The 22,335-nt window shown below is 36.2% G+C and carries 23 protein-coding genes; 9 read left to right on the top strand and 14 right to left on the bottom strand.

Going from position 1 to position 22,335, the window contains the following annotated elements:
• Positions 1-7 precede the first annotated feature (7 nt).
• Positions 8-361: a hypothetical protein gene (locus VJJ26_04585; protein HLC07436.1), complete on the top strand. Its 354-nt coding sequence runs from the start codon at positions 8-10 to the stop codon at positions 359-361.
• A 12-nt stretch (positions 362-373) separates the two neighbouring features.
• Positions 374-754: a hypothetical protein gene (locus tag VJJ26_04580; GenBank protein ID HLC07435.1), complete on the top strand. Its 381-nt coding sequence runs from the start codon at positions 374-376 to the stop codon at positions 752-754.
• Between the two features lie 41 nt (positions 755-795).
• On the opposite strand, the gene VJJ26_04575 is transcribed toward VJJ26_04580, so the two are convergent.
• The 3 genes from VJJ26_04575 to VJJ26_04565 are packed head-to-tail and all read right to left on the bottom strand — an operon-like array spanning position 796 to position 3,884.
• Positions 796-1,812, bottom strand: a complete 1,017-nt coding sequence (locus tag VJJ26_04575) for a UDP-N-acetylglucosamine--N-acetylmuramyl-(pentapeptide) pyrophosphoryl-undecaprenol N-acetylglucosamine transferase (GenBank protein HLC07434.1) — start codon at positions 1,810-1,812, stop codon at positions 796-798.
• Positions 1,809-3,449, bottom strand: coding sequence for a hypothetical protein (locus VJJ26_04570; protein HLC07433.1), 1,641 nt, complete (start codon positions 3,447-3,449; stop codon positions 1,809-1,811). Before VJJ26_04570 ends, VJJ26_04575 begins: the two co-directional genes overlap by 4 nt.
• A 6-nt stretch (positions 3,450-3,455) precedes the next feature.
• A complete protein-coding gene (locus tag VJJ26_04565; protein HLC07432.1) occupies positions 3,456-3,884 on the bottom strand; it encodes a DUF721 domain-containing protein in 429 nt (142 codons plus the stop codon).
• A gap of 146 nt (positions 3,885-4,030) precedes the next feature.
• On the opposite strand from VJJ26_04565, the gene VJJ26_04560 reads away from it, so the two are divergent.
• Together VJJ26_04560 and VJJ26_04555 are read left to right on the top strand one after the other, a co-directional pair.
• Positions 4,031-5,107 carry a hypothetical protein gene (locus VJJ26_04560; protein HLC07431.1) on the top strand — a complete coding sequence of 359 codons (1,077 nt, stop codon included), beginning with the start codon at positions 4,031-4,033 and terminating at the stop codon, positions 5,105-5,107.
• Between the two features lie 144 nt (positions 5,108-5,251).
• Positions 5,252-5,539, top strand: a complete 288-nt coding sequence (locus VJJ26_04555; protein ID HLC07430.1) for a hypothetical protein — start codon at positions 5,252-5,254, stop codon at positions 5,537-5,539.
• Positions 5,540-5,801: 262 nt separating this feature from the next.
• On the opposite strand, the gene VJJ26_04550 is transcribed toward VJJ26_04555, so the two are convergent.
• The 3 genes from VJJ26_04550 to tmk form a co-directional block, all read right to left on the bottom strand.
• Positions 5,802-6,665 (bottom strand): hypothetical protein, encoded by an 864-nt coding sequence (locus VJJ26_04550; GenBank protein ID HLC07429.1) that lies wholly within the window; start codon positions 6,663-6,665, stop codon positions 5,802-5,804.
• A gap of 196 nt (positions 6,666-6,861) precedes the next feature.
• Positions 6,862-7,620: a hypothetical protein gene (locus tag VJJ26_04545; GenBank protein HLC07428.1), complete on the bottom strand. Its 759-nt coding sequence runs from the start codon at positions 7,618-7,620 to the stop codon at positions 6,862-6,864.
• Positions 7,590-8,228, bottom strand: a complete 639-nt coding sequence (gene tmk / locus VJJ26_04540; protein HLC07427.1) for a dTMP kinase — start codon at positions 8,226-8,228, stop codon at positions 7,590-7,592. The genes VJJ26_04545 and tmk overlap by 31 nt, the downstream gene beginning before the upstream one ends.
• A gap of 150 nt (positions 8,229-8,378) precedes the next feature.
• Between tmk and VJJ26_04535 the strand changes: the two genes are divergently transcribed.
• Together VJJ26_04535 and VJJ26_04530 are read left to right on the top strand one after the other, a co-directional pair.
• Positions 8,379-8,564 carry a ferredoxin gene (locus VJJ26_04535; protein HLC07426.1) on the top strand — a complete coding sequence of 62 codons (186 nt, stop codon included), beginning with the start codon at positions 8,379-8,381 and terminating at the stop codon, positions 8,562-8,564.
• 76 nt (positions 8,565-8,640) lie between these two features.
• Positions 8,641-10,203: an AMP-binding protein gene (locus tag VJJ26_04530; GenBank protein HLC07425.1), complete on the top strand. Its 1,563-nt coding sequence runs from the start codon at positions 8,641-8,643 to the stop codon at positions 10,201-10,203.
• A 208-nt stretch (positions 10,204-10,411) separates the two neighbouring features.
• On the opposite strand, the gene VJJ26_04525 is transcribed toward VJJ26_04530, so the two are convergent.
• Positions 10,412-11,458: a M50 family metallopeptidase gene (locus VJJ26_04525; protein HLC07424.1), complete on the bottom strand. Its 1,047-nt coding sequence runs from the start codon at positions 11,456-11,458 to the stop codon at positions 10,412-10,414.
• A 132-nt stretch (positions 11,459-11,590) separates the two neighbouring features.
• Between VJJ26_04525 and VJJ26_04520 the strand changes: the two genes are divergently transcribed.
• Complete coding sequence (locus tag VJJ26_04520) at positions 11,591-12,481, top strand: hypothetical protein (protein HLC07423.1); 891 nt, start codon at positions 11,591-11,593, stop codon at positions 12,479-12,481.
• Here VJJ26_04520 and VJJ26_04515 read toward each other — a convergent pair.
• Genes VJJ26_04515 through VJJ26_04505 form a run of 3 tightly spaced genes read right to left on the bottom strand, consistent with a single transcriptional unit; the run spans position 12,466 to position 14,862 of the window.
• On the bottom strand, positions 12,466-13,230 hold the full coding sequence (locus VJJ26_04515) for a hypothetical protein (GenBank protein HLC07422.1): 765 nt from the start codon (positions 13,228-13,230) through the stop codon (positions 12,466-12,468). The two genes, VJJ26_04520 and VJJ26_04515, sit on opposite strands and share 16 nt — an antisense overlap.
• 51 nt (positions 13,231-13,281) lie before the next feature.
• Positions 13,282-13,938 carry a DUF6629 family protein gene (locus tag VJJ26_04510; protein ID HLC07421.1) on the bottom strand — a complete coding sequence of 219 codons (657 nt, stop codon included), beginning with the start codon at positions 13,936-13,938 and terminating at the stop codon, positions 13,282-13,284.
• Between the two features lie 15 nt (positions 13,939-13,953).
• The gene (locus VJJ26_04505) at positions 13,954-14,862 is read right to left on the bottom strand and encodes a cysteine synthase family protein (protein HLC07420.1); all 909 of its coding nucleotides are present in this window, start codon (positions 14,860-14,862) and stop codon (positions 13,954-13,956) included.
• A gap of 266 nt (positions 14,863-15,128) precedes the next feature.
• Here VJJ26_04505 and VJJ26_04500 point away from each other — a divergent pair, with 266 nt between their 5' ends.
• Entirely contained in the window at positions 15,129-15,968 is an 840-nt protein-coding gene (locus VJJ26_04500; GenBank protein ID HLC07419.1) for an ankyrin repeat domain-containing protein, read from the top strand.
• Between the two features lie 56 nt (positions 15,969-16,024).
• On the opposite strand, the gene VJJ26_04495 is transcribed toward VJJ26_04500, so the two are convergent.
• The 3 genes from VJJ26_04495 to VJJ26_04485 all read right to left on the bottom strand — a co-directional run bounded on the left by VJJ26_04495 (position 16,025) and on the right by VJJ26_04485 (position 19,552).
• On the bottom strand, positions 16,025-16,990 hold the full coding sequence (locus VJJ26_04495) for an ATP synthase F0 subunit C (GenBank protein HLC07418.1): 966 nt from the start codon (positions 16,988-16,990) through the stop codon (positions 16,025-16,027).
• A gap of 16 nt (positions 16,991-17,006) precedes the next feature.
• Positions 17,007-17,741, bottom strand: coding sequence for a FoF1 ATP synthase subunit a (locus VJJ26_04490; GenBank protein HLC07417.1), 735 nt, complete (start codon positions 17,739-17,741; stop codon positions 17,007-17,009).
• A gap of 380 nt (positions 17,742-18,121) precedes the next feature.
• Positions 18,122-19,552 carry a hypothetical protein gene (locus VJJ26_04485; protein ID HLC07416.1) on the bottom strand — a complete coding sequence of 477 codons (1,431 nt, stop codon included), beginning with the start codon at positions 19,550-19,552 and terminating at the stop codon, positions 18,122-18,124.
• A 255-nt stretch (positions 19,553-19,807) separates the two neighbouring features.
• Here VJJ26_04485 and VJJ26_04480 point away from each other — a divergent pair, with 255 nt between their 5' ends.
• Positions 19,808-20,434, top strand: a complete 627-nt coding sequence (locus tag VJJ26_04480) for an L-threonylcarbamoyladenylate synthase (GenBank protein HLC07415.1) — start codon at positions 19,808-19,810, stop codon at positions 20,432-20,434.
• Here the strand turns inward: VJJ26_04480 and VJJ26_04475 are convergent, their stop codons facing one another.
• Entirely contained in the window at positions 20,435-22,150 is a 1,716-nt protein-coding gene (locus VJJ26_04475) for a hypothetical protein (GenBank protein ID HLC07414.1), read from the bottom strand. It lies immediately after the preceding gene.
• Between the last annotated feature and the right edge of the window lie 185 nt (positions 22,151-22,335).

Below are 22,335 nucleotides of genomic sequence, written 5' to 3'. Positions count from 1 at the left end.
TATTAATATGAATGATCAAGATTGGCTTGACGAGATAGATAAAAAGATTGAGGAAGAGCGACGTAATTATAAAGGACCTCATTGTTGTTTGACCATGGATCGTGGATTAGTGAGTGACGTAGGAGTTTTGTTGTATAGTGCGAAATATCGTGAATATGGTGTAAAGATTCCTAAGTCGACTGGGTACATAATAATGGATTATTGCATGTTTTGTGGTAAAAAATTGCCTATATCACTATGCCGAGAATGGTTTGATATATTAGAAAATGAATATGGATTAGAAAGTCCTATGGAGGAAGACAAAAAGAAAGTTCCTAAAGAATTTTTGACTGATGAGTGGTGGAAAAAACGTGATTTGTGAAGGAGTTGTAGGATGTCGGAGAATTTGAATGATGGATTGCCGTCATATTGTTGTGGCGCTTTGGATTATCAGATAGAAAGTGCATATTGTCCTATTCAATATAGTAAAAGATGGCGGGAATATAGCATTCGAGATTTTAAATCAACATCAATATCTGTAATGGTGTTTTGTCCTAATTGCGCAACTGAATTTCCTACGTCATTACGGACTGAATGGTTTGATATATTAGAACAGGAATATGGATTGGAAGATCCTACGGACGATGATAAAAAGAAAGTTCCCAAAGAATTTCTTACAGAAGATTGGTGGAAAAATCGAGAATTAGAAGATAATAAAAATAAATGCATTGATTCAACACGTATATTTGGTAGGCCAATACGTTGTCTGGAGTAATAAAAATCTTGTGGATTATTATTTAAAAAGCATCTGATCAATCAGGTGCTTTTTAATAATTCAGTAACTTTTTGGAACAAAATTTCATTATTTTGTTCCACTTCACTTTGTGTAATTGTACAAAATAATTCTGGGTATTCGTGAGTCATGGCATGTGCATTGTCAATTTGATGAGTCGTTGTGTTTGTTTCCAACGGAATTATGATGCAGGGTTTGTTGAAAAATATAATTTCAAATAATGTTCCTGCTCCTGCGCGGCATATGATGAGATCGGCAGCCGTGTACATTAGTGCAAGATTTGGATAATAACTAAAAACATGCGCGGTAATATTGTGCGATGCATAAAGACTATTCCAATCAGTTGTATCGAAAGAGCCTGTTTGGTGAATAATTTGAGTTGTTTCTGGATCAAATGATGAATCATTGATCCATTGCTTTATGCACTGGTTTAAAAAGAGTGATCCTTGTGATCCGCCGAGTATTAAGAGTGTCTTTTTTTCTGAAGATAGTTCTAAGTTTTGCTGTGCATCTTTTTTATTAATGGTGGTTGTGCCTTGGTATTTGATGGGATACGATGCAACAGAGCATTTCTGTGTGGGAAAATATTTTTGAGAACTTGCAAAGCACGTAACTACTGAAGTTGTAAGTGGCGTAAGAAACTGTATAGCTTTGCCAGGCACAGCATCAAGTGAATACAGTGTAATTGGTATCCGCAACATAAATCCTGCAATGCAGGTTGGAATGGCAACAATGCCGCCAGTGGTGATAATTTTTGTTGGTCTGTGTTTGCAGAGGTAAAAAAAACTGAGAATGAATGAACAAAACGCATGCCATATTGTTTTTACTAGTGATCCTGCACGTGTACTGAGTGGAAGCATAACATGCTGCCAAACAGTTGGATCTTGCGATACAATCGTTTTATCCAGCGGTGTATTTGCAGAAAAAAATAAAATATTAATGCGCTCATTTTGAGCGCGATTATTGTTTGCGATTGTTAGACAGGGAATGATGTGTCCGCCGGACTTTCCCGCAACGCAGCAGATTATTTTTGTATTCATTTTTGAGCTAATAATAATTGCATCTTGTGCAGAGCTTTTTTTTCGTGATTATTCTTAACCAAATCCTGAGCTTTTTTAGTAAAGGTATCAGCAATTTCTTTGTTATTCAATGAATAATGTACTTTGGCCAGATGCAGCAACATAGTGCTATTGTTGTGATGGGCAAGTTGTTCGAGGATGTGTTGTGCCTGCGGGTATTTTTTTTCTTTGTACAAAATAAGTGCATGTGTGTCGAGAAAGTAGGGATTTGTGCTGTTTGCAGCGAGTGATTTTTCAATAAAAGTATGAGCCTTAGTGGTATCTTTTCCTTTTGTTGTCCAATAATATGCAAGAGCATTGTTAGTGTGCGGACATTCTGCATTATATACGTATGCGCGTTCAAGATTAGTGCGCATTGATTCGTAATTACTTTGTTCATAGTGTAACAGGCCCAATTGGTACAATGTTTTTGCAGCAAGTGTATTATTCATGGTGTATTGTAAAGCTTTTTCCAGATAGGTAATCGCTAAATCATTTTGTGCGTTTCGCATACACATATCTGCGCAGTAAAGGTTGCACCAAAGAATATCAGGATTTTTTTTGAGAATAGTGTTGAAAGTTTCAATAATTTGTGTGCGCGGCATACCATTATAAGCAAGAAGATTGAGTGCTTTTGGCCAGAGGTCATTGTGTGAATCTGCAATAATCCATGTAGTCAGCGTAGAGGATGCTTCATTAAAATTTTTCATAGCAGCTAAAATTTGTACTTTGAACAGCTTGTATTCATCTTTATTCGGTTGTTGTGCTATGCAGCTATTTGTGTGTGTTAATGCTTGAGCATATTTTTGTTGTTTGAACAGAATGAGTGCATTATCAATACTTACTTTGTGAGATAGTAGATTTTGTTTGTTATCTTCAATTGTTTTATATTTGAGCATCAGCGAAACAAGATGTTGCTCTATATGGCTATTACCACCAGAAAGTTCAAGGAATGTAGCATATCCAGAAAGAGCTTCTTTTATTTTACCTTGTTTTTCGTAGAGAGATGCACATAAGAGCCAACCTTTATCAAAGTGTGGATGCATTTCTAAGCATTTCTGGATGCTTTCCAATGCAAGAGAAAATTGGTTGAGCTGGACGTAAATATGAGTTTGTAAAAAATGAAACATAAAATTATTTGGTCGACGTGGTGTAGAATTAAGAAATGCATCAATAGTTAAAAGGGCATTTTCTGGTTCTTGTCTCAAGATGTAGGTTTGTGCAGCGAATAGTGCTATTTCTGCGTGAGTTTTAAATGATTGGCTGAGTGTAATAATAAGATCATCCGCTTTTTTAGTTTGGTTGGTCTTTTTAAGAGCTTGAACAAAAATAAGTTGGACATCAGGATCCTGCGCAAATTTTTTATTGAGCGAAGGCATAAGGCTTACAATCTGTTTGAATTGTTTTGTATCAGCAAGAAAAGTAAGATATCCCTTGTAGGTGTAAATGGAGTTGTTTGAGGAAAAAAGTTTTTCGTACCAATTGTGTGCATGTGTGATGTTCCCTGCAAAATGATTGTAGTTTGCCCAGAAGTAACGATGGAATGTTGTTGTATTATCAGCAGCAATATACGCAGTAGTGATGCATAAAACGTATAAAAAAAAGCTATTTTTTTTCATTGTGTACTATTCCTGGTAGCACCGAATGCGAAATGCTCTGAGTACGTCGCGTAGTGTGGGGTCCGCTATTTTTGCAAGGGTGCACTCATCTTCTTTGGTTAACTGAATTTCTTTTTTCTTTTTTATCGCTTTTGATTCAGCAATATTTTTTTTATTTTTTTTTAAACCAACCTGCTTAAAGCGTATCTGTTTGACGTATGGTTGGTCTAGTTTTTCATTGATTGTTTTAATAAGTAGTGGAGACAGCAGGTATAACTCTTGCATCCAGCAGGAGTGAAAAACTCCAAGAATGAGTGTATCATCGTGGATTTTTTCGATTCGCACTTTACTGTGCAATGATCCAATAATATCCCGCCATCGGTAGAGAAGATCAGTTTTCCAGTTTTTTTCTGGATTAATGAGAGTTGGTAAAAGGTCTTTGAGATAGACAGCCATAGAAGTTGTACCCTTAGTAGTTCTTGGAATATAGCACGAGGATAACATAAAGGATAATTTGCTTGAAGAGTTGAGATTTATTTCCGGTGCGATATTATTATAATATATTATTTTAGGGGTTTTTTGTTTTAAATGTGAGGTATAAGATGAATTTTTCGGTGAAAAATCTTTTAATAACTGCGTTATTATGTAATTTTTGTGGTGTAACACAGGCCATGAAGCGTGGTGGGTCGAGGGAAGAAGTTATCCTATTAAAGCGTCTTAGGTCAGGCAATCAACATGGTTCTAGACAGTTATTAGCCAATATTGCGACAAGTTTTAATAGTTCAATACAGAAACATTCAGCGCCGGAAATGCAGTATATAATGCCGCATACGATAGAGATTCCTTCCAATGCTGGAGAATTCCAAAAACCTGTACTTTTGAAGGATCGTGATGGTTGTTGTGAAGGTGTCGCGTGGACCATAGTAAAAGATGGTAAGAAAGTTGTATGTTGTTCAGTCGAAGATGGTGTGGGGATAATGAATAATGTGTCCCTCTATATTATAAATACTGCTATTCATCCCAAGGGTTATGGAAAAGAAATAATGGCAAATCTTATGAAACAAGCTGCAAAGAGTGATAGTACGTTATCAACTCAAGTTGAAAAACCAAAAATAGAGCGCATTTATTTTCGTAATATTAAGCAAATTGCAGAAGAACAGGAAATGTACAGACAATCGTTGTTTTCTGCGGTAAAACAGGGTCAAGAGCTAGCTGTTAGTAATGTGCTTGAAAAATATCCAAGTCTTATTAATAAACAAGATTCAAATGGAGATACAGTTCTTTCTCTTGCTGTTAAGGATAAAAGGGTAAAGATGGTCAATCTTCTTATTCAAAACGGTGCGCAATCAGTTAAAAATTATGACAATGAATCGCCTTTGATGTGGATGGTTAATGATGTACTGACAGATGATAAAGATATGGCGGCAAGTATGGAAGTAATCATAGCACTTGCTCAACAATCATCATTACGTATGGTAGAGCAAGTATGTAAGCAAGCGCAGTTAGTTAGCAGCGATGTTAACTTGAACAGAGTACAAAGAAAACACAAACAGAGTGTTACTGCGTCTCTTATGGAACTGAAAGAAAAGAAAAACATAGATCGCAAACGTAAGAATCAATATGAGTATGCCCTTGAATTTGGTAATGCTCTTAAAAGACGAAAAATTGTATCACAATAAATAATTTTTTTTATTATTTAAAACTTAAAGCTTTTTATGAAGAATTTTTCCTTATTGATTTTTCATAAAAAGCTTTTTATGCTTATCTGGTTTAGTTTTTATCATGCAATGTAGAACAGTCATAATTTTTATATAAGGATGCTTGTGAAAAAATGTTTGATGATTTGTTTGTTGTGTATCCAGTCAACAATCATGATTGGTAGTCAAATTACTGAAAAAGTAGTTCGTGTTAAAAGAACAAGTGGACCAAAGCGAACACAGACTCCTCCTATATCAGTAACAGGATCTAATAGGATGATTATATTCGACAAGGAAGCAACACTCGTTTGTTCGCCGTCCGATCCAGTAGCAACTGGGCCTCTAGACTATTTCAGTGTATTCTATAATGAAGGAAATTCACCAAGTCCTTATGACTATAAGTCTGGTCGATAAATTTTGTTGTTTATTGGGATAGCACATCTATTTTGTGCTATCCCAAAATAGATTTTCAAGATTGGAGTGAGCGTAAAAAATCGAATGATTGATTGTCAATACTATTTTTGTATGGATTTTTGTTAAGGTTTGTTGCTGCAAGGCCGCGGTTAAATCATCACATGCATTGTTTTGTCTTGTTGATATTTTGTAAACCAAAAATGAAATAGAGGAGATCATGGCGAGCCCCTCTACTTCATTTTTTACATTAAGATGCATATTTTTATTGCCAAACCTTAATTTCTTTTAATTCAAAATACCCAAGATCAGTGGTAGAATTATCAGCTCTTTTGGCATTTATTGTTATGTATCCACCTTTTCCATAAAGATTAGGAAAATTTGCTGGTTTATTAATAGTACATTCTAATGTTTCCCATGTCTGAGGGTTTATAACCTGAACGATAAAGTTACCATTTTCTATCACTTGAATATTGTAATAACGTTCTTGTGATGGATCACTTAGGGCCGTTGCTACCTTATTTTCAGGATCATTTACTCTCTCGTTTCCTATTTCTTTTCCATCTTTTCCTGGCCAATCCCACCATGTCTGATTGTTGAGATTACAATCACCACAGACATAGAAAAGAGCTGTTTTCATATTCTCATAAAATGCAAAGCCATATTCAGGTCCACCGTCATAGCATTTGTGTATATGAAAAAAAATAGCAAAATGATTCTCATTAAATGGTCCGATCTTTTTATTTCGTATGCTGCCCAGGAATGAAAGACCACTAATAGAAGAAATATAATCACTTCTTAGGCGTGTTTGAGTTTGTGCAAACTCATGTCCTTTTAATCTGTCACACGATGGATCATTTAAAAACCAGTCCGCTTTATGCGTTGGAAATGTTAGCGTAAACGATTTTGCATTGAAAAGTTTGGATTCAACTTTATCAGGTGCTCCATCATTTCTGAGTTTAATATTCTTAAAACTTTGAGGTACTCCATTAATGCTCAGTTTGTTGGTTCCAGGAGCTACATAGAGATCAGATAAACTTATCTTCTGCCAATACGAAGGCTTACCTACTGTTATTCCAGTTGTAAAAAATAATGATAGGATTGCTAATCTTATACGAGAGTACTTCATAACATTCTCCTTATCCCAAATGGCGAGCGTATTACACTATGTAATACGTCTTCTAATTCACAATGAGGGTTTATTTATCTTAAACCTACTTGTTAAGTAATCCAAAAAGCAATACTTTTTTAATTCTTTATATTTTTATATGCAAAAAAATAATCGAAGGGCGGATAGTAAATGGTATGTTTAAGGGCATCAAAAATTAATTAATAGAAACGAGATCATTACATAACTGAAGATATAAATTACGCCAAAACGTTATGCTGCTTCCCGGCATAGGTGGTTGCAATTGGGCTTTTTGTAGCATAGTAATGAGAGGAATCACATGCGTTGTTTTGTCTTGTTGATATTTTGTAAACCAGTAATGGAGTATTTGGTCAAGTAATTCCATACTTTCACGTTCATTAATATTTGCAGAGTCGATGATTTTGGAAAAATCGTTGCTGGCAGCTATTTTTTTGGTGAAAACTTCAAATAACGGATGAGATATTTGTGCTGATGTTGCAGTATCTAATTTATAGATAACGCATCGCGATGTAATGGTTGGTACTATTTGTTCTACTCGTTCGGCGAGTAAAATAAAGTGATAGCCAGTTGGAGGTTCTTCCATTGGTTTTAATAATTTGTTAGCGCATGCTGCAGTTAAAAAGTCTGCTTTTTGGATGATAAAGAAAAAAAGCTCATCAGATTGTAATTGCAGTGAAAGTGTTGTAAAAAGATCATCAAACTGATCAATGGTGTAGTTTTTCTCCGGATGCAACCACATCAGTGCATGATGTTGTTTTTCTCTGATCTGTAAGCACATGATACACGTATTGCAGCCATTATTTTTGCAGAGCATTTTTTGCAAAAATAATTCTACTGCTTCTAGTGCCTGTGCATGTTGCCCAATAAATAGTTGAGCGGGCGGAAGCGTTTTATGTGTGTGTGTTAAGAAACAATATTCCTGATTTGTATCCATTGTTCAATTGCATCACAAACGTGTTTATTAAGGGTTTCTTGTGATTCAGTTCCATCTACTATGATAACATTTACGCGAGTTTTATAAAGCTCCTCAAATCCTGCAGCAACTCTATGTAGAAAGTCACGTTTTTCGTAGGCAGAAAGTGCGCCACGTTTGCTGCAACGGTCAAGAGCAATTTCAACGGGAATGCGAATAAAAATGGTAAGGTCTGGAATAATTGTGTGCATTGACCAATTATTGATGGTCTTAACCATTTCAAGATCTAACCCATTACCGTATCCTTGATATGCAAGGGATGAATCGGAAAGGCGATCAGAAATGATAAGTTTATTGTGTGTAAGTCCAGGAATAATCAATTCATCAAAATGCTGTGCACGGTCTGCGGCAAAGAGTAAATATTGAGCACGGGGCGAAATTGGCATATTTTGGGTTTGTACAAGCTCGCGAATTTCTTTGCCGAGTTGTGAGTGGCCAGGCTCTTTTGTGAGCACTGTATCGAATCCTTGTTGCTCTAATGATGCGGATATGTTTTTGGCAAGGGTTGATTTTCCTGAACCATCAATTCCTTCAATTGCGATTAAAATTCCACGAGCTAGTTGTGGCATGGTTTACCTTTTTGCTTAAAATAGGATAGATTATTAATGTGCGCCTTATCCTTCAACAAGTTCAGGATGAGCGCGGAAACAAAAATGATTTTTTGAAGATAATATAGGTAAAGTATAGCGGTATCCCGCTCCAATGTCTTTAGGTTGTGTATGAAAAATGTAAAAGTAGAACCAGGATGTATTAGCTGCGGTTCGTGTGAGTTTTTAGCACCAGAAGTTTTTAAAGTTGTTGTTACATCACAGGTACAAGCGGGGGTAGACTTTAAAAAGTTTGAGAATTGCATCAGAGACGCTGCTGCCAAATGTCCTGTACAAGTTATAAAAATAGAAGAGTAAAAAATACAAATTATCAGGGTAACCTGCGGGGTCCCCATACGTAGTAAAACGCAGTATGGGGTGAAAGAGTAAAATTATGACTATGAACCAGTCCGCACAAGAAAAAGAGCAGTATGCATTTGATGAGTTATATAAAACCGTGCTGCGCGATGGTAAATTGATGTTTGCCGGTCGATTATTATTACGAGCAACACAGATGCATGGCGATACTATTGCGCTTATTTATCAAGACAAAAAAATCACGTATAAAAAATTGTATGCACTTGCATGTGCATTGGGCAAAAAAGTTGTTGAACGTTATGCATTAAAAGCGCGCGATAAAGCAATTATATGTTTTGAAAATTCGCCTGAGTTTTATATAGCTTATTTTGCATTGTGGCAAGCAGGCGTTGTCGTTGCACCAGTCAATACGTTTTTAAAGGAAAAAGAGCTTGCGCATATTATTGCAGATGCGCAGCCGGCCATTATTTTAACATCATCTGACCGTATTGAATTGTTTACAAAAGCTGCTGAGAATATACCTCCCATTCTTACAGAACTTGATATGGATGATGCAGATGAGTCGGCAGAAGTACAAGATACAATCGTAGATTTAGAACCAGAAGAATTAGCAGCTTTATTGTACACATCCGGAACAACGGGACTTCCCAAAGGGGTAATGCTCAGTTCAAAAAATATTATGACGAATGTGTTGCAGATTGCGTCTTTGCTTGGTAAACCTGAGGAAGAACGAATTTTGGGAGTGCTTCCATTATTTCATAGTTTTGCGCAAAATACCTGTGTGTGGGCGGCGATTTTTTATGGCATCACTATTATTTTGGTTCCTAAAATTGAACGTCGATATATTCTGGAAGGTTTGCACCATAAACCAACCATCTTTTTAGGTGTTCCTGCGCTGTATGGTCTTTTGTGTTTAATGAAAACAGCTCCACTTGATTCAGTACGCCTTTTTGTTTCTGGTGGTGATGCATTACCAGATAAAATTCGTGCAGGATTCGGGTTAATTTATAGAAGAAAACTAGCAAATGGATATGGATTAACAGAAACAACACCAGTTATTTCGGCTAATCTTGATGATGAAACCGTTCCTGCAAGTAACGTTGGTAAGCCGTTAGTTGGCATTCAATGTGCAATCCGAGATGAGCAGGGTGCTGATTTACCACAGGGAAACATAGGAATTCTTTGGGTAAAGGGTGATAATGTGATGCTTGGTTATTACAATGCACCAGAAGCTACGGATAAAGTTTTAAAAGATGGATGGTTGAATACTGGTGATTTGGCGTATCTTGATCATAAAGGCCGTATTGTGATTACTGGGCGTGAAAAAGATCTTATTATTCACAAAGGTTTTAACATTTATCCACAAGAAATTGAAAACGTAATATTATTGCATCCAAATGTGATTCGTGCTGCTGTAGTGGGTGTGCATGATGGTGAAGGTGAAGTTCCTGTTGCATTTGTTCAACTACGCTCTCTTGAAAAGGATAGTGAACGGAGTTTGCGAACATTGTGTACACAACATTTAGCATCGTACAAAGTTCCACGACAGTTTTATTGTGATACAAAAGAACTTCCTGCGACCGCTACGGGTAAAATTGATAAAAAAGTGTTACGTGCCCAGCTTGCTGAGAAAGTTTGATTTTATTTATTGGTTGGGGTAGTTTTATTTAGTTCTCTTTCACTAAAGTTTTCCTCCTATGCCAAGGCTTCGGAGGACAAGTCAGATGACTTACATATATTTATAGATAACCTCCATTTCCCCTATCTTTGACATTTTGTCTTAGGTGGGGGATTTTAACCCCATGTTGCATTTCATTTCACATGGGGACCCCGGTAAAGACTATTTCTTATTTTTTCCATAATCGTTTCACGTCATTCATGGTGATTGTCGCCATAAAAAATATAAAGAGTGCGAGAAATATTGCAGAGATGAGCCAGAGCATGGTTGAGGGTATTATTGTTCCTGTTATTGCTTCTATGGTAAATACGAGTGCTTTTCCGCCATCAAGGAAGGGAATTGGTAAGACGTTGATAAGCGCTATGTTTAAACTCACTATAGCTAACATAAACCAATAAAGTTGTGAGTTTATGGCAAGGCTTTTTCCTATCATGCTGATAATGCCAATGGGACCGATGATCATATTTTGCTGATCTTTTTTTGTCATAATATTTGAGACGGCATGCTTCATATCCTGTGTTGTTGTAGCAAATTGTTGGTGACCCTTTTGTAGGGAGTTGAGCATTGATGGGTTTTCTATTCGTCTTTTTTCTAATTCTATACCAAGCCATCCCGCATTTTTTCCAAAAAGAGGATGTTCAGCATTGAGGGTGACCGGTACTTCTTGTTCGTTTCCGTTTCGTTCAATTGTCAATATAAGTGTTTTGCCTTCTGATGCGGCAATTGCGTTTGTGATGAGGTCAGGATTTGACAGAGTTGGTTGGTGGTTGCATGCAATAATGGTATCAGTCGGTTGTAATCCTGCATGATCAGCGGGTGAATTAGGTGTAATTGTGCTGATGACAGGGGTGAGAGAGAATCGATTACGTATTGCATAGTACAACAGTATGCAGTAGGCAAAAATAAGATTGAATAATATGCCACCAAAAATAATGAGCATTTTAGGAATATAGCGTTGTTGAGCTAATATTTCCGGATCCATTTCAACGTAACCACCAAAAGGAAATAACGCTAATTTAAAGATTGTTTCTCCTATCGGAAACGCACAAATGGTTGGTCCAAAGCCCACAGAAAAGACTGGTGTGGGTACGTTAAAAAATTTTGCAAAAAGAAAATGTCCTGCTTCATGAACAAGAATAATAAGACTGATCCCACCCAACCCTGCCAGGACATATAAAAGACTTTTTATCTTACCATTTTGCATTGTAGGCTTCATACTTAAATTTTTCCTTTCACTTTAATTGTAGTGTGCCGCTACTCTAAAAAGCAATATTATTATGAATAGTTGTTTAAACACTCCTATTTGTAATATATTTAAATTAATACATCATGCATATAAGGAGGAAATATGAAAAATATTGTATGGGGGAGTATTGTAATCATGGCATTATTGTTATGTAATAATGTTTTTGGTTACTTTTACCATGGTTGCGTGGCAAAGAAGACGATACATAAACATACTCAATATATTATCTTACTCGCTGATTATCATGATAAAACACATCCTGCTAATAAAAATCAGCGAATGCATCTTGAGTTATTATTAAAAAGATGTGCGGCTTTAAAAGGTAAACTTGTTGTTGAAGATTTAAGCTCTATGAATAATGATGGAAGAATGATTTGTTGTAACTATGGTATTAATTGCTCCGAGGGAATGCTTGGTCAATTGGCTCATAAAGCTCGTGAACTTGGCATTGCTGTGGATAATGTTGAGTTTCGATATTGTCGTGTAGCAGGAATTGGACCATTGCTTAATAACATTCAGGCGAATCCTTTTTCATTGCGCTCAAGTGCAACAATTACAGCCTTATCTTTGCATAACGAGGTGATTGACGAACTTGAAAAAATAAAAAAATATGATGATGGCAAGCAGCTTAATAAGGTTTATAGAAAAACAGTAGCAGCAGTACGTGATATGTTGGTAAAAATGCGTTTATGTGCCGATCAGAAATGTACCGTTGCTCACTACTGTGCACAACTACAGCCTAAGCGGTATCGCCAAGAACTTGAGAAGTTATGCATTTTTGATAGCTCTCTGATTGATATGAATATTTTGCATTCAATTGTTACATGTCCTACAACACCATTTATTTTTGTTGTCGCAGGAGGTTCTCATGTTGAACAAGTGATTGCAGTATTAAAATGTATTGGTTATGAAATAATTTTTGCAACGCCATTAGAAAAAGTTCCACGGCCAATTGATATATCTGTTCTTGATACATTTTATGTGTTGAAATAAAACGCACAGAGTGCTTGATTTCCTAATTTTGTTTTTTTTACGTTTACTATTACTGGTAGGTTATTAAAAAGAAAATCTTGGTCGTGTTTTTTCCATGATGTAATTGCATCATATCCTGGCATATGAGGGAGTAATATAGCGCATGTGTTATAATAATTTGGACGATGAATATTCATGAGAATGGTTGCCTGTGGTAATGTTATTCTATGTATTAAGTAAGCGAGCCTTGTTTCTGCCTCTATACACCATGTTGGCTTTGTGGTAAATACCCAGAGGTTTGCAGGTTCATATTTGGTTCTTACAAAAAAAACGTCATACATTTTTTCGTAGATTGTTCTGTGACAGATGTATTTATGTGTAATCAGAGCACATATAGTTGGGGGTAATTGTGCATTGAGCAAGGTTGTATATAAAAAGGGAGCTTTGAGGCGCTCAGCAATTCTTAGAGCATTAAAATATTTTTCTCTTGTCAATTCTTCATAGAGAGCAGGTTTGTGAAGGATTGCTTGAAACAATCGGATATCTTTTTTAGAAATCCAGATATTGGTAGGTTTTTTTTTACTGGTTCCCGTATTGTAGGCTGTACTGAGTGTTTCAATAAGACAAGAATGAGTGCCTTCTACCATAGATAATGAAATAGTTTTTTTATCACTTGTTCTGACCCATACTTTAGCTGAACTATCCATGGCATAGTTGGTTGTAAAAAGAGCAATGAGTAGATATAAGTATACTACTATACAAAAGATCATAACACTCCCCCTTCTTCCTAGTCTAGTACGGGGGAGATCTGTAAAGGTAGATTATACAATAAAATAAATGATAATACTGCTCACGGCGGCAAAAAAGCACCAAACCGATGGAAATGTCATTGCGTAAAAAATATAAGAAACAATTAATCCTAAACTAACAGCAACTCCAAGTGCCCATGTGTATCGGATGCTAGAAATAAATAGTGGAGTTACTGTTGCAACACAATACGATAGTGAAATAATCCATGAAAATACACATGCAATATTTTGATTTGTTATGCCAAATGGATAGTTTACTACTGGGTAGTTAAGATTATGGTTTACATTTTCAACGCCTGTTATCTGTAATGTCCATGCAAAAAAAAGAATAATTGCTGTTATTATGCCAATAATGAATGTATAGGATAAAAGCTTTTTGCGTGTATGAATTTTTTCAGGAATGTACAATATAATTGGTATACATATGGGCCACCATGTGCCTGCAAAAAAAAGAAAGCTGTACATTGCAAAGTTATGCAATGTACTTGTTGTATCACCAGCATTGAGTGTTAGCCATACAATACCTTCGCAGGCTTGTTGTACTACAAAAAAAAGTGGACTTGCAGCAAGAGGAATCAATTTTTTGTTATGTGTTTTTTTTATCGACAAAAGACTAACGATTGATAATGCGCTGGCGGTTATAAAACTTGCTTGTGCTGAAAAACACATACTACGCTCCTTTTTTTAATACACATTTTTTGTCAAATAAGCACGCCCGGAATCGCCAAAGATCATTACAGCGACATCATTTTCTTTTAAGTGTGGTAAGTAATGATGTGCTCCCCATGCAACAGCACCGCTACTTAATCCCACTAAAAATCCGTAATTGCGTGCTAAAGTTTTGAGCATTGCAAAAGCATCTTCGTCTGCCACTGGAATAATTTCATCCATCATTGTGTAATCAACAGCATCTGAAGCAAAATCGATTCCTACTCCTTCAAGCTTATATGGTTTTGGGTTTCCTTTTGTTGAGTGGAATGAGTTTATTGAATCGATTGCAATAACTTTAATGTTCGGATTTTGTTCTTTTAAATATTTTCCTGCGCCGTATACAGTTCCACCAGTACCCGCTGCAGCAAAAAAGTGGGTGACGGTACCGTTTGTTTGTCGCCAAATTTCTGGGCCAGTAAGAGTATAATGAGCTTGCGCGTTGACAGGATTAAAGTATTGGTTTGGCATAAAAGAATTGGGTGTTTCTTGTTGCAAGCGCTTTGCTGTTGATTGGTAACTGTTTGGATCGTCAATGAATTGTGTCTGGGGACACATTACTATTTCAGCTCCGTACGCTTGTATTGTTTGTAATTTTTCTTGGCTGAATTTTGAAGTTGTAGTGATGATGACTTTGTATCCTTTTGCGGCACCAATCATAGCAAGTGAGATTCCTTGATTTCCTGATGAAGCTTCGATAATGGTTCCACCTGGTTTGAGTAAACCTGTTTTTTCAGCATGTTCAACCATAAAAAATGCTGAGCGATCTTTTATGCTGCCACCAGGGTTAAGATATTCAAGTTTTGCGTAAAGTGTTGCTGGTGTATCGAATGGTAACCGAACAAGTGGAGTGTTTCCAATCGCAGAAAGTAGGTGATCATGCATGGTTGTGTGCCTCTGTTTGATGATTGTGCTTTTCTAATTCTATATATTTATTAAATATGACAGAAAATCACGGTCTTTCAAGGATGGAGACGAATGTCATTATTTAGCCGTTGTTTTTGAAAAATATCTATGATGCAAGATTGCCGATTAATCTGGTCGAAATTATTGTGTTCTGCCAAATGGAATATGTTTTTTTTTAATTTCTGCTACACTTTGTGAAAGTAATAATGTTTTTTATTTACAATAATAATCTCTTTAGGGGAATCATGATGATTGCTAGAAAACTACTTCTAGTGGTTTTATTTGGATTAATTAGTTGTCAAACTATAGCTATGAAGCGCCATGCAAGAGCAGAGGCTGCATTCAATAGGGCACCCAAAAGGCAAAAAATATCTTTGAATGAATCTTTGCATCAGATATTAGAAACTAAAGATTTTTATATTTTGTGGACATACGTAACAACTGGTGCCGATGTGAATGAAAAAGATGGGAAGGGCTATCCATTTGCGTTGAATGTGCTAAGTAGTGAACTTACGGAACAAGAAAAAGATGAATGCTTTAAAATACTTGTTGCACATGGAGCGGATCTTAATGCTCAAGCACCAGTTCATGGTACAGCATTATTGCATTATGTAGTTAGTTCTAAAGACGTATCACGAACTAGGGAATTATTGCGTTGTGGTGTTCATGTTGATGCTCAGGATTTTGAGCTTTGGACACCATTACATTATGCTTGTGGCATTATGAGTCCTAGTGAGAAAAGAATGGAAATCGCAGAGATGCTTGTTGATGGTGGAGCTGATGTAAACGCTCAAAATATAGATGGTAATACTCCATTGCACTATGCAGAGTCAGATAAGAAATTAAGTAGATTTTTAGTTCTTCGTGGTGCTGATGTTACAATTACCAATGATGAAGGTAAAACAGCATATGATTGTTTAAAAAGACGTGATAAAAAGGATAGCGCTTTAAAAGATAATGATTCAGTGAGAGCAAAAATTATTATGCCAGTACTGTTAGATACGATTGGTAATCCTTTTACGTTCTGGCAAAATCGAGAATATAGTGGTAGAGAAATGAATTCTCGGTTGTTAACATTGCACTGAGATAAAAAAAATTTTTTATGTATGAGTAAAGCACCAACTAAAAATCGGTGCTTTTTTTATCGAAATAAAATCATCAACAGTGATAAAATAACGGTGTACAGTACCATTGTTTCAATTAAACTTTGTGCAAGTATACTGGTGCGAGAAAGAATATTATAAGCACCTGGATTGTGGCCAATCTGAGTACATGCAGCAGCGGCAGTTTTTCCTGAACTGATTCCTGCACCAAGTGTTCCAAGTCCGGTACATAAACCTGCTGCTAAAAATATAAGGCCATCAATATTGTTATCTATTCCATCGTAGGGAACTACGAAAAGTAGTGTAACTGCTATTATTAAACAAAAAATAATTGGAGTTTCAATAAGTGCTTCGCTGATCAAGGTGAATGAGAGTAGTTTATCATATGCTTTAATATTTTTTCCCAAACTGTTTATTGCTGCTTGGGCAAAGACGCTTAATCCAATTGCAGGCCCAATGCTTCCTATTCCAACACAAAGTCCGCTTGCAATAAGACGAAGACTATCACTCATTGTAGCTGCCGAACTTGCTTGTCCCTGAATAAAAAGTGAAACAAGAAACGCTAAAATCATCGGCGTTTGGATAAGTACTTGCGTCATAAGCATAAAAGCTGAAATACGATGTGTAAAAAAGGGTTGTCGTGCAACTGCATGACAAGCTGCTTGAGCAGGAAATGTCGAAGCAAGTCCAATGGTCAGTCCGGTGATTCCCATAGCAGCGATAATGCCCAATTCAGAGTAATGTGCGAACATATTCTCTGAATGTATATTTGTGTAAATTAACAAAAGAATTGAAGTGAGTAGTCCCAGTATTGCAACTGTTTCTACTAAGGTCATACCAATAATTGCAATACGCATAACATCATCTTGTGCTGCAGGTTGGCGATTCATAGCATTAAGAGCGCTCCAACTGACAAGGCCTTGACCAATACCAACAGATATTGAACTCATCACGATTGATGTTGTTATTGCGCCATAGTGTAAAAATTCGTGTGAAGCGTGCATAATGTTATTTCCTTAATTAGTGTCCGCCATCTTTTTGACATCCTATTGAAAGATAGGTGAGTGTAAGCATAGCGAATACAAATGCTTGCAAAAGACCTTCAAAGAGAGTAAAGAATGCAATAAGCAAAAAATTAATACCAGAAAGAATGCCTAATAATTCAAGAATTATTGACCCTCGTATAGCGCTGAAATAGAGCTTGGTGATAACTGCGCCGCCGAATATATTTCCAAACAAACGGAATGATATGGATACGATAGAAGATAATTTTCCTATAATATTCAGAGGAAGCATAACAAAAAATGGTTGAAAAAAACCTTTTACATAAGAACCAATTCCACGTGCTTTGATTGTCGCGGACTGGATGTAAAAAAATGCAATGATGCCAAGAGCGAGTGCTGTATTTAAATCTCTCGTTGGTTCGTCAAGCCATGGAATAAGTGGTGCTGTGTTACACAGTGCAATAAAAATAAAAAGAGATGAAGCAAAAACGCAGTGAGAATACACAAATAATCCAAGCGATTGTTTGGTTAGATCAACAAAAAAAGAAACAAATTGGAGTAGAATAAAACGACCCAAGGTTGTATGACGCAAAATAAAATTAACGCATGCAAGCGCTACTGCCAGAATGATCATAATAATCCACGTATGGATAACTATTTCACTGTTAACATTAAATAGTGGATTTTCTTCATAACCGATTAACGAGCCAAAAGACCATTGTTGTATTTCAACTAATTCAGCACCGTTCATGGTGGCGCATCCTCTTGTTACGTACGATATACCAAAATGCTAGGGTAAAAGATATTAGTACTAGTATAAGATTGATTGATGATGAGTGCAATATATATACCATACTCAAAGCTAAAATAGTAAAACGTGTAAAAGAAAGGAGAACAGATTTCATAAGATGATGAGTAATAGTTGTTCGATCCAAAGACAAAGCTCTTCTTTGTTGGGTAACAAAGAAGAGCCCGTATAAAGTTCCGATCAATAAACCAAGAACAATTGATAACATAAATAATTATTTCATAAGTAAACACAAGTCCAGAATCTCGCTGCGCTCATCCTGAACTTGTTGAAGGATTAAGCGCGCTTTACTCTTCAACAAGTTCAGAACGAGCGCGCAAAACTTAGCTAGAAAGTTTTTTAAGACCTTTATGCTTCCAATATTCAGAAACGATTGATGTTGAACCGGTGATTACAATAACACCATGGCGTTCATCAACAGTTTTTTGTGCAGCTTCAAGCGCTTCAGCAAAGTTTGCTGTTGCTTTAGCTTTTATTTTTAAGCTCTTGATATCGTTAGTTACTTTTTCAATATCCCACGCTTTATGACCTTTGTGTCCAGGAACTGGTTCTACTGGGCACACAATAACTTGGCCAGATGTCTTTTTGAAGAAGTAACGAAGCAATTTAATAAGTTCGTGAATATCTAATTCTTCATTGTTGCAACCAAGAATTATAGTTAAGCCTTTCAGTGGACGCTTGTAATGAAGAAGTCTTGTACCAAGAAGTAAATTTTTAAATGCATCAAGATTTGCTGCAGGATCCAAAAGAATTGTTGGTTTTTCTTTGTCCAATAATTGGAAGTGTCCTGGCAATGTGCTCAATGTTTCTTTCCAGAATTGTTCAATGGTGCGTTTTGGATTGAGTTCTGTTTGACGTTTTACTTCAAGCGTTGGTCTACCGCGTTGTCCTTTTTTCTTGGTAAGAAGGCTATTTGTGACAAGGACGGCATTTTTATTAGCAAATGAATTAATGTAAATAGAAGTAATACGTTCCGCTAATGCTGCACATCTACCGTGTAATTGTTCAAATGGGTATGCAAGAGGAGCTAGTTTGCGAATAGGCATTGCCCAATCAGCATTTTTTTCTATAACAATGTCTTGCATTGTTTGAAGATTAAGTTTGCTTTGATCAGCAGAAACAACAATCGCACCTGGTTTGACGATGCTTAAAATTTCTTGAATTAATGCTTTATCAGTGCTTTTAGCATTTGGAGATGCTTGAGGATCAATAATTCTAGTGATAGCTACTATTTTTGATGAGCAAATATTGGTTGCGTCAGATGGTCCATTTTCATTAACTTCTAAAATAGCAACATCAACATTGCTTTGTTTGAAGTGAACAAGTGCCATCATGGTGAGCAATTCAAATGAGTTCATCGCTAGACCAAGATCTTCAGCAATATTAATAACTTCATTACCAACATCAGTCAAAAGTTTATTGGAGATAGTTTCGTTATTAAGAGAGAAGCGTTCGTTATACGTTAAAAGATGTGGTGCATAAAAGGTACCAACAGTTAAACCTTCTTCTCGCAATAGGCGAGTGGTAAAATGAGCTGTTAAGCTTTTGCCATTTGTACCCGCAATGACGATGGTAGGAACTTTTTGAGAAAGAGAACCAAGAGCTTTATCAAGTTGTTTGAGGGATGAAAGTGTGGTATCAGCACGGTTTGCTGTCCAACGAGCTTCTAAGTAGTCGACTATTTCATTATAGCTACGTTGCTTTCCTGCGCCCTTAGTTGCAGCAGTAGGCTTTTGGTTTGTTACATTTTTCATCGAATTCTCCATGGTCTAATGATTATTTATTATTACTTTGATATTTTAGCCCAACCTCCGTTATACTGCTGATCGGGCGCCCTTTATTAGGACAATTATGCCAATTATTGGTTGTTTTTTGCAAATTTAGTAAAAATTAGTCAGTTAGGCAAAAATCCTAGCCTGTTAATTAGGATATATCATAATGCAAAAATGTCAAACAAGAAATTATAATGCGGGCTTTACGCCATTATTTACAAAAGAAAAAGGCTTTATATGAGACCATTATTGTGGGGTAGTTCAAAAACAGTAGCTTACGTAGAAAAACAGTTGCGTAGTGGTAGGGTTGTTTTAGCCGGGGGAGACACGGTTTTAGGCCTTCTAGCTGAACTATCGGAAAAAGGATATGCAAAACTTGATTCTATTAAAAATCGGTCAAAAAAACCATATCTCATTCTTGTTGAAAACCAGCAAAAAGCTCTTAATTTGATTGAAAAAGACGATAGTAAAATATGCCAAATTGAAAAAATAATGAATGTTTGTTGGCCAGGACCGGTTACCTTGATTTTTAAGGCAAAGGCAACAATTTTGCCCTGTATCAAGTCGCCCGAGGGCAATGTTGCTATACGAGTTCCGGATCATGCTGGGTTGTTACAGCTATTGGAAAGATTTGATGGTTTATTTTCGACAAGTGCCAACTGTGCAGGCGGGCCTGTGCCGAATAGCATAGAAGAGGTAGATGAAAGTATCATGCGTTCTGTTGTATGTGTTGTTTTGAATGATGACAATGCAGAATCTATCCTTCCTTCAACCATTATTGATTGCACTGGAGAAAAAATTATTGTTGTTCGCGAAGGGGCCTTTCCTACAGAGAAATTAATCAGTATTTTGAGTAGTGAATAGTTATTGTAGCAATTTTTGGTGGGATGGTTTAAACAATTTCCAGGTTTGTGCTTGAAGACTTTTATCTTGTATAATCAAAGGTTTGTTTGTAGTGCGCATATCTTGTAATAATAATCCCTGCATGGTAATTAATGATTTATCCATTTCCTTGATTATTTTTTCATCAACAAATCTATGAATGGTGACGTTGATATTAGAAATACCACTTTTTTTTACACAAAGAAAATGTTGACCATTAGGACTCAGTGTGGCAAACAATGGGGTGGTTTCTGCGCAAGTAATCGTTTTGATGCTTTTTCCACAATGGTTCCATATGATAAAGTTACATGTTGAGCGAGATACAAAGTGACCACTATTGCTAAACTTGACATCTTTAATTGGATGGGTATCGCGAAGAATCAATAGTGGGGTACGTGTTGGTTCTTCATTAGTACTCCATAAATATAATTTATCATTTGCAAGGCATGATGCTCCAAATGGATAATGAGGATCTTGTTTGAGCAGAGTAACAAAGCTATATTCCTTCGGTATACAGTGGTAAGACCAGTCCTGGTTTTCTTTTGAGAAGTAAAGAGGAGTACTATTTACTCTTCCGCACAGAATATTGTTATTATTGGTGCTAAAAATAAAACTATCAAAATGATGGTGTCGGTTTGTCAATATTATTTGTTTAGTTATATTGTTGTAATCACTGATATCCCATAGTATGCAGTTTTCCTCGTTATTCGACCCAGAAATAAGTAAAGTGCTTTGTTCGTTGAATGCGAGAGCTCGGATAGTTTTTGTGTGTCCAACAAGGTTCTTTTTTGTGATACGGTTTTTATCATGTATGTTCCACAAATGTATACTATTTTTAAGGGCGACAGCAATATAATTACCATCAGGGCTTAGGGCAATGGATGAAATAGCTCCCTGTGCTGGTAGTGAAATTATTGTATCGGTATCAATATCATACAGCTCGAGTATGAAGGGCAATTCTCTCGTGCGGGCTAGAGCTACGCAGTTATTCTTTGGACTTAATTGTACGATGTCATAGTTGTTCAATTCTTTGATCAATTTTTGAGTAGCAGTTGCTCGTACAGTATAATTAGCTATTATATCTGCAGAACGACTCATTGATAGGATTTCTAAAAGATAATAATCTCCCGAATCGGTGAATTGAGCCTTAATTATTGGATGAAGAAAGTAAGAGTACATAATACTGGTGAGTGGTGTGCTGTGTTTAATCATGCCATCTTTGATATCATCATGTGAAAAATATAATTTTCTAATTTTTTTATCTATGTCGGCTGGCAATAATTTATGGATTAATAGTGCATAGAGATAGCGTGATTTGAGTGTGTTTGCGATGGCAAGTAAGAGATATTTTTTTTCAGGAGAAATCTTATCAAATTTCTCTATTGGTGTATAAATTGCCCTAGCAAAAAGCACAAGTTGTTCCTTGGATAAGGGAACATCTATTATAGGATTTTCTTTATTTGATCCTTTATTATTTAACCTTATTTTTTCGAGTAGCAATGTTGATTGACTGCAGATGTTTTCATTGTATTCAGTAATTTGTCCGTCATTTGTTGTTATCCAAATTTTTGAACTTTTGTCTGAGGTGAATGATTCAAGAAATGAAATTGTTCGTGACCACATAGATTTAGGTGTATCCATGCAATGATTGGTGCAAGAATAGATACTTATTAAAAAAAACACAATAGTTTTTTTCATTCGATTCCCCTCTGCCGTTATTGTCATCGCACATAACTGCTGTATAAGAGCCCATCCCTAAACTCAAATTTTATTAGAAACAATGATTGCGGCAGCAAATTGAGAAAAAGCGAGATAATTTTTGATGGATTTTGAGTATCGCACAAAAATGGATCTAAACTGATTCATCCAAGAATGAACGGGCT

The organism is Candidatus Babeliales bacterium, assembly GCA_035288105.1.
Taxonomy (GTDB): Bacteria; Babelota; Babeliae; order Babelales; family Vermiphilaceae; genus SOIL31.
This window is presented reverse-complemented; position numbering and strand designations above follow the sequence as displayed.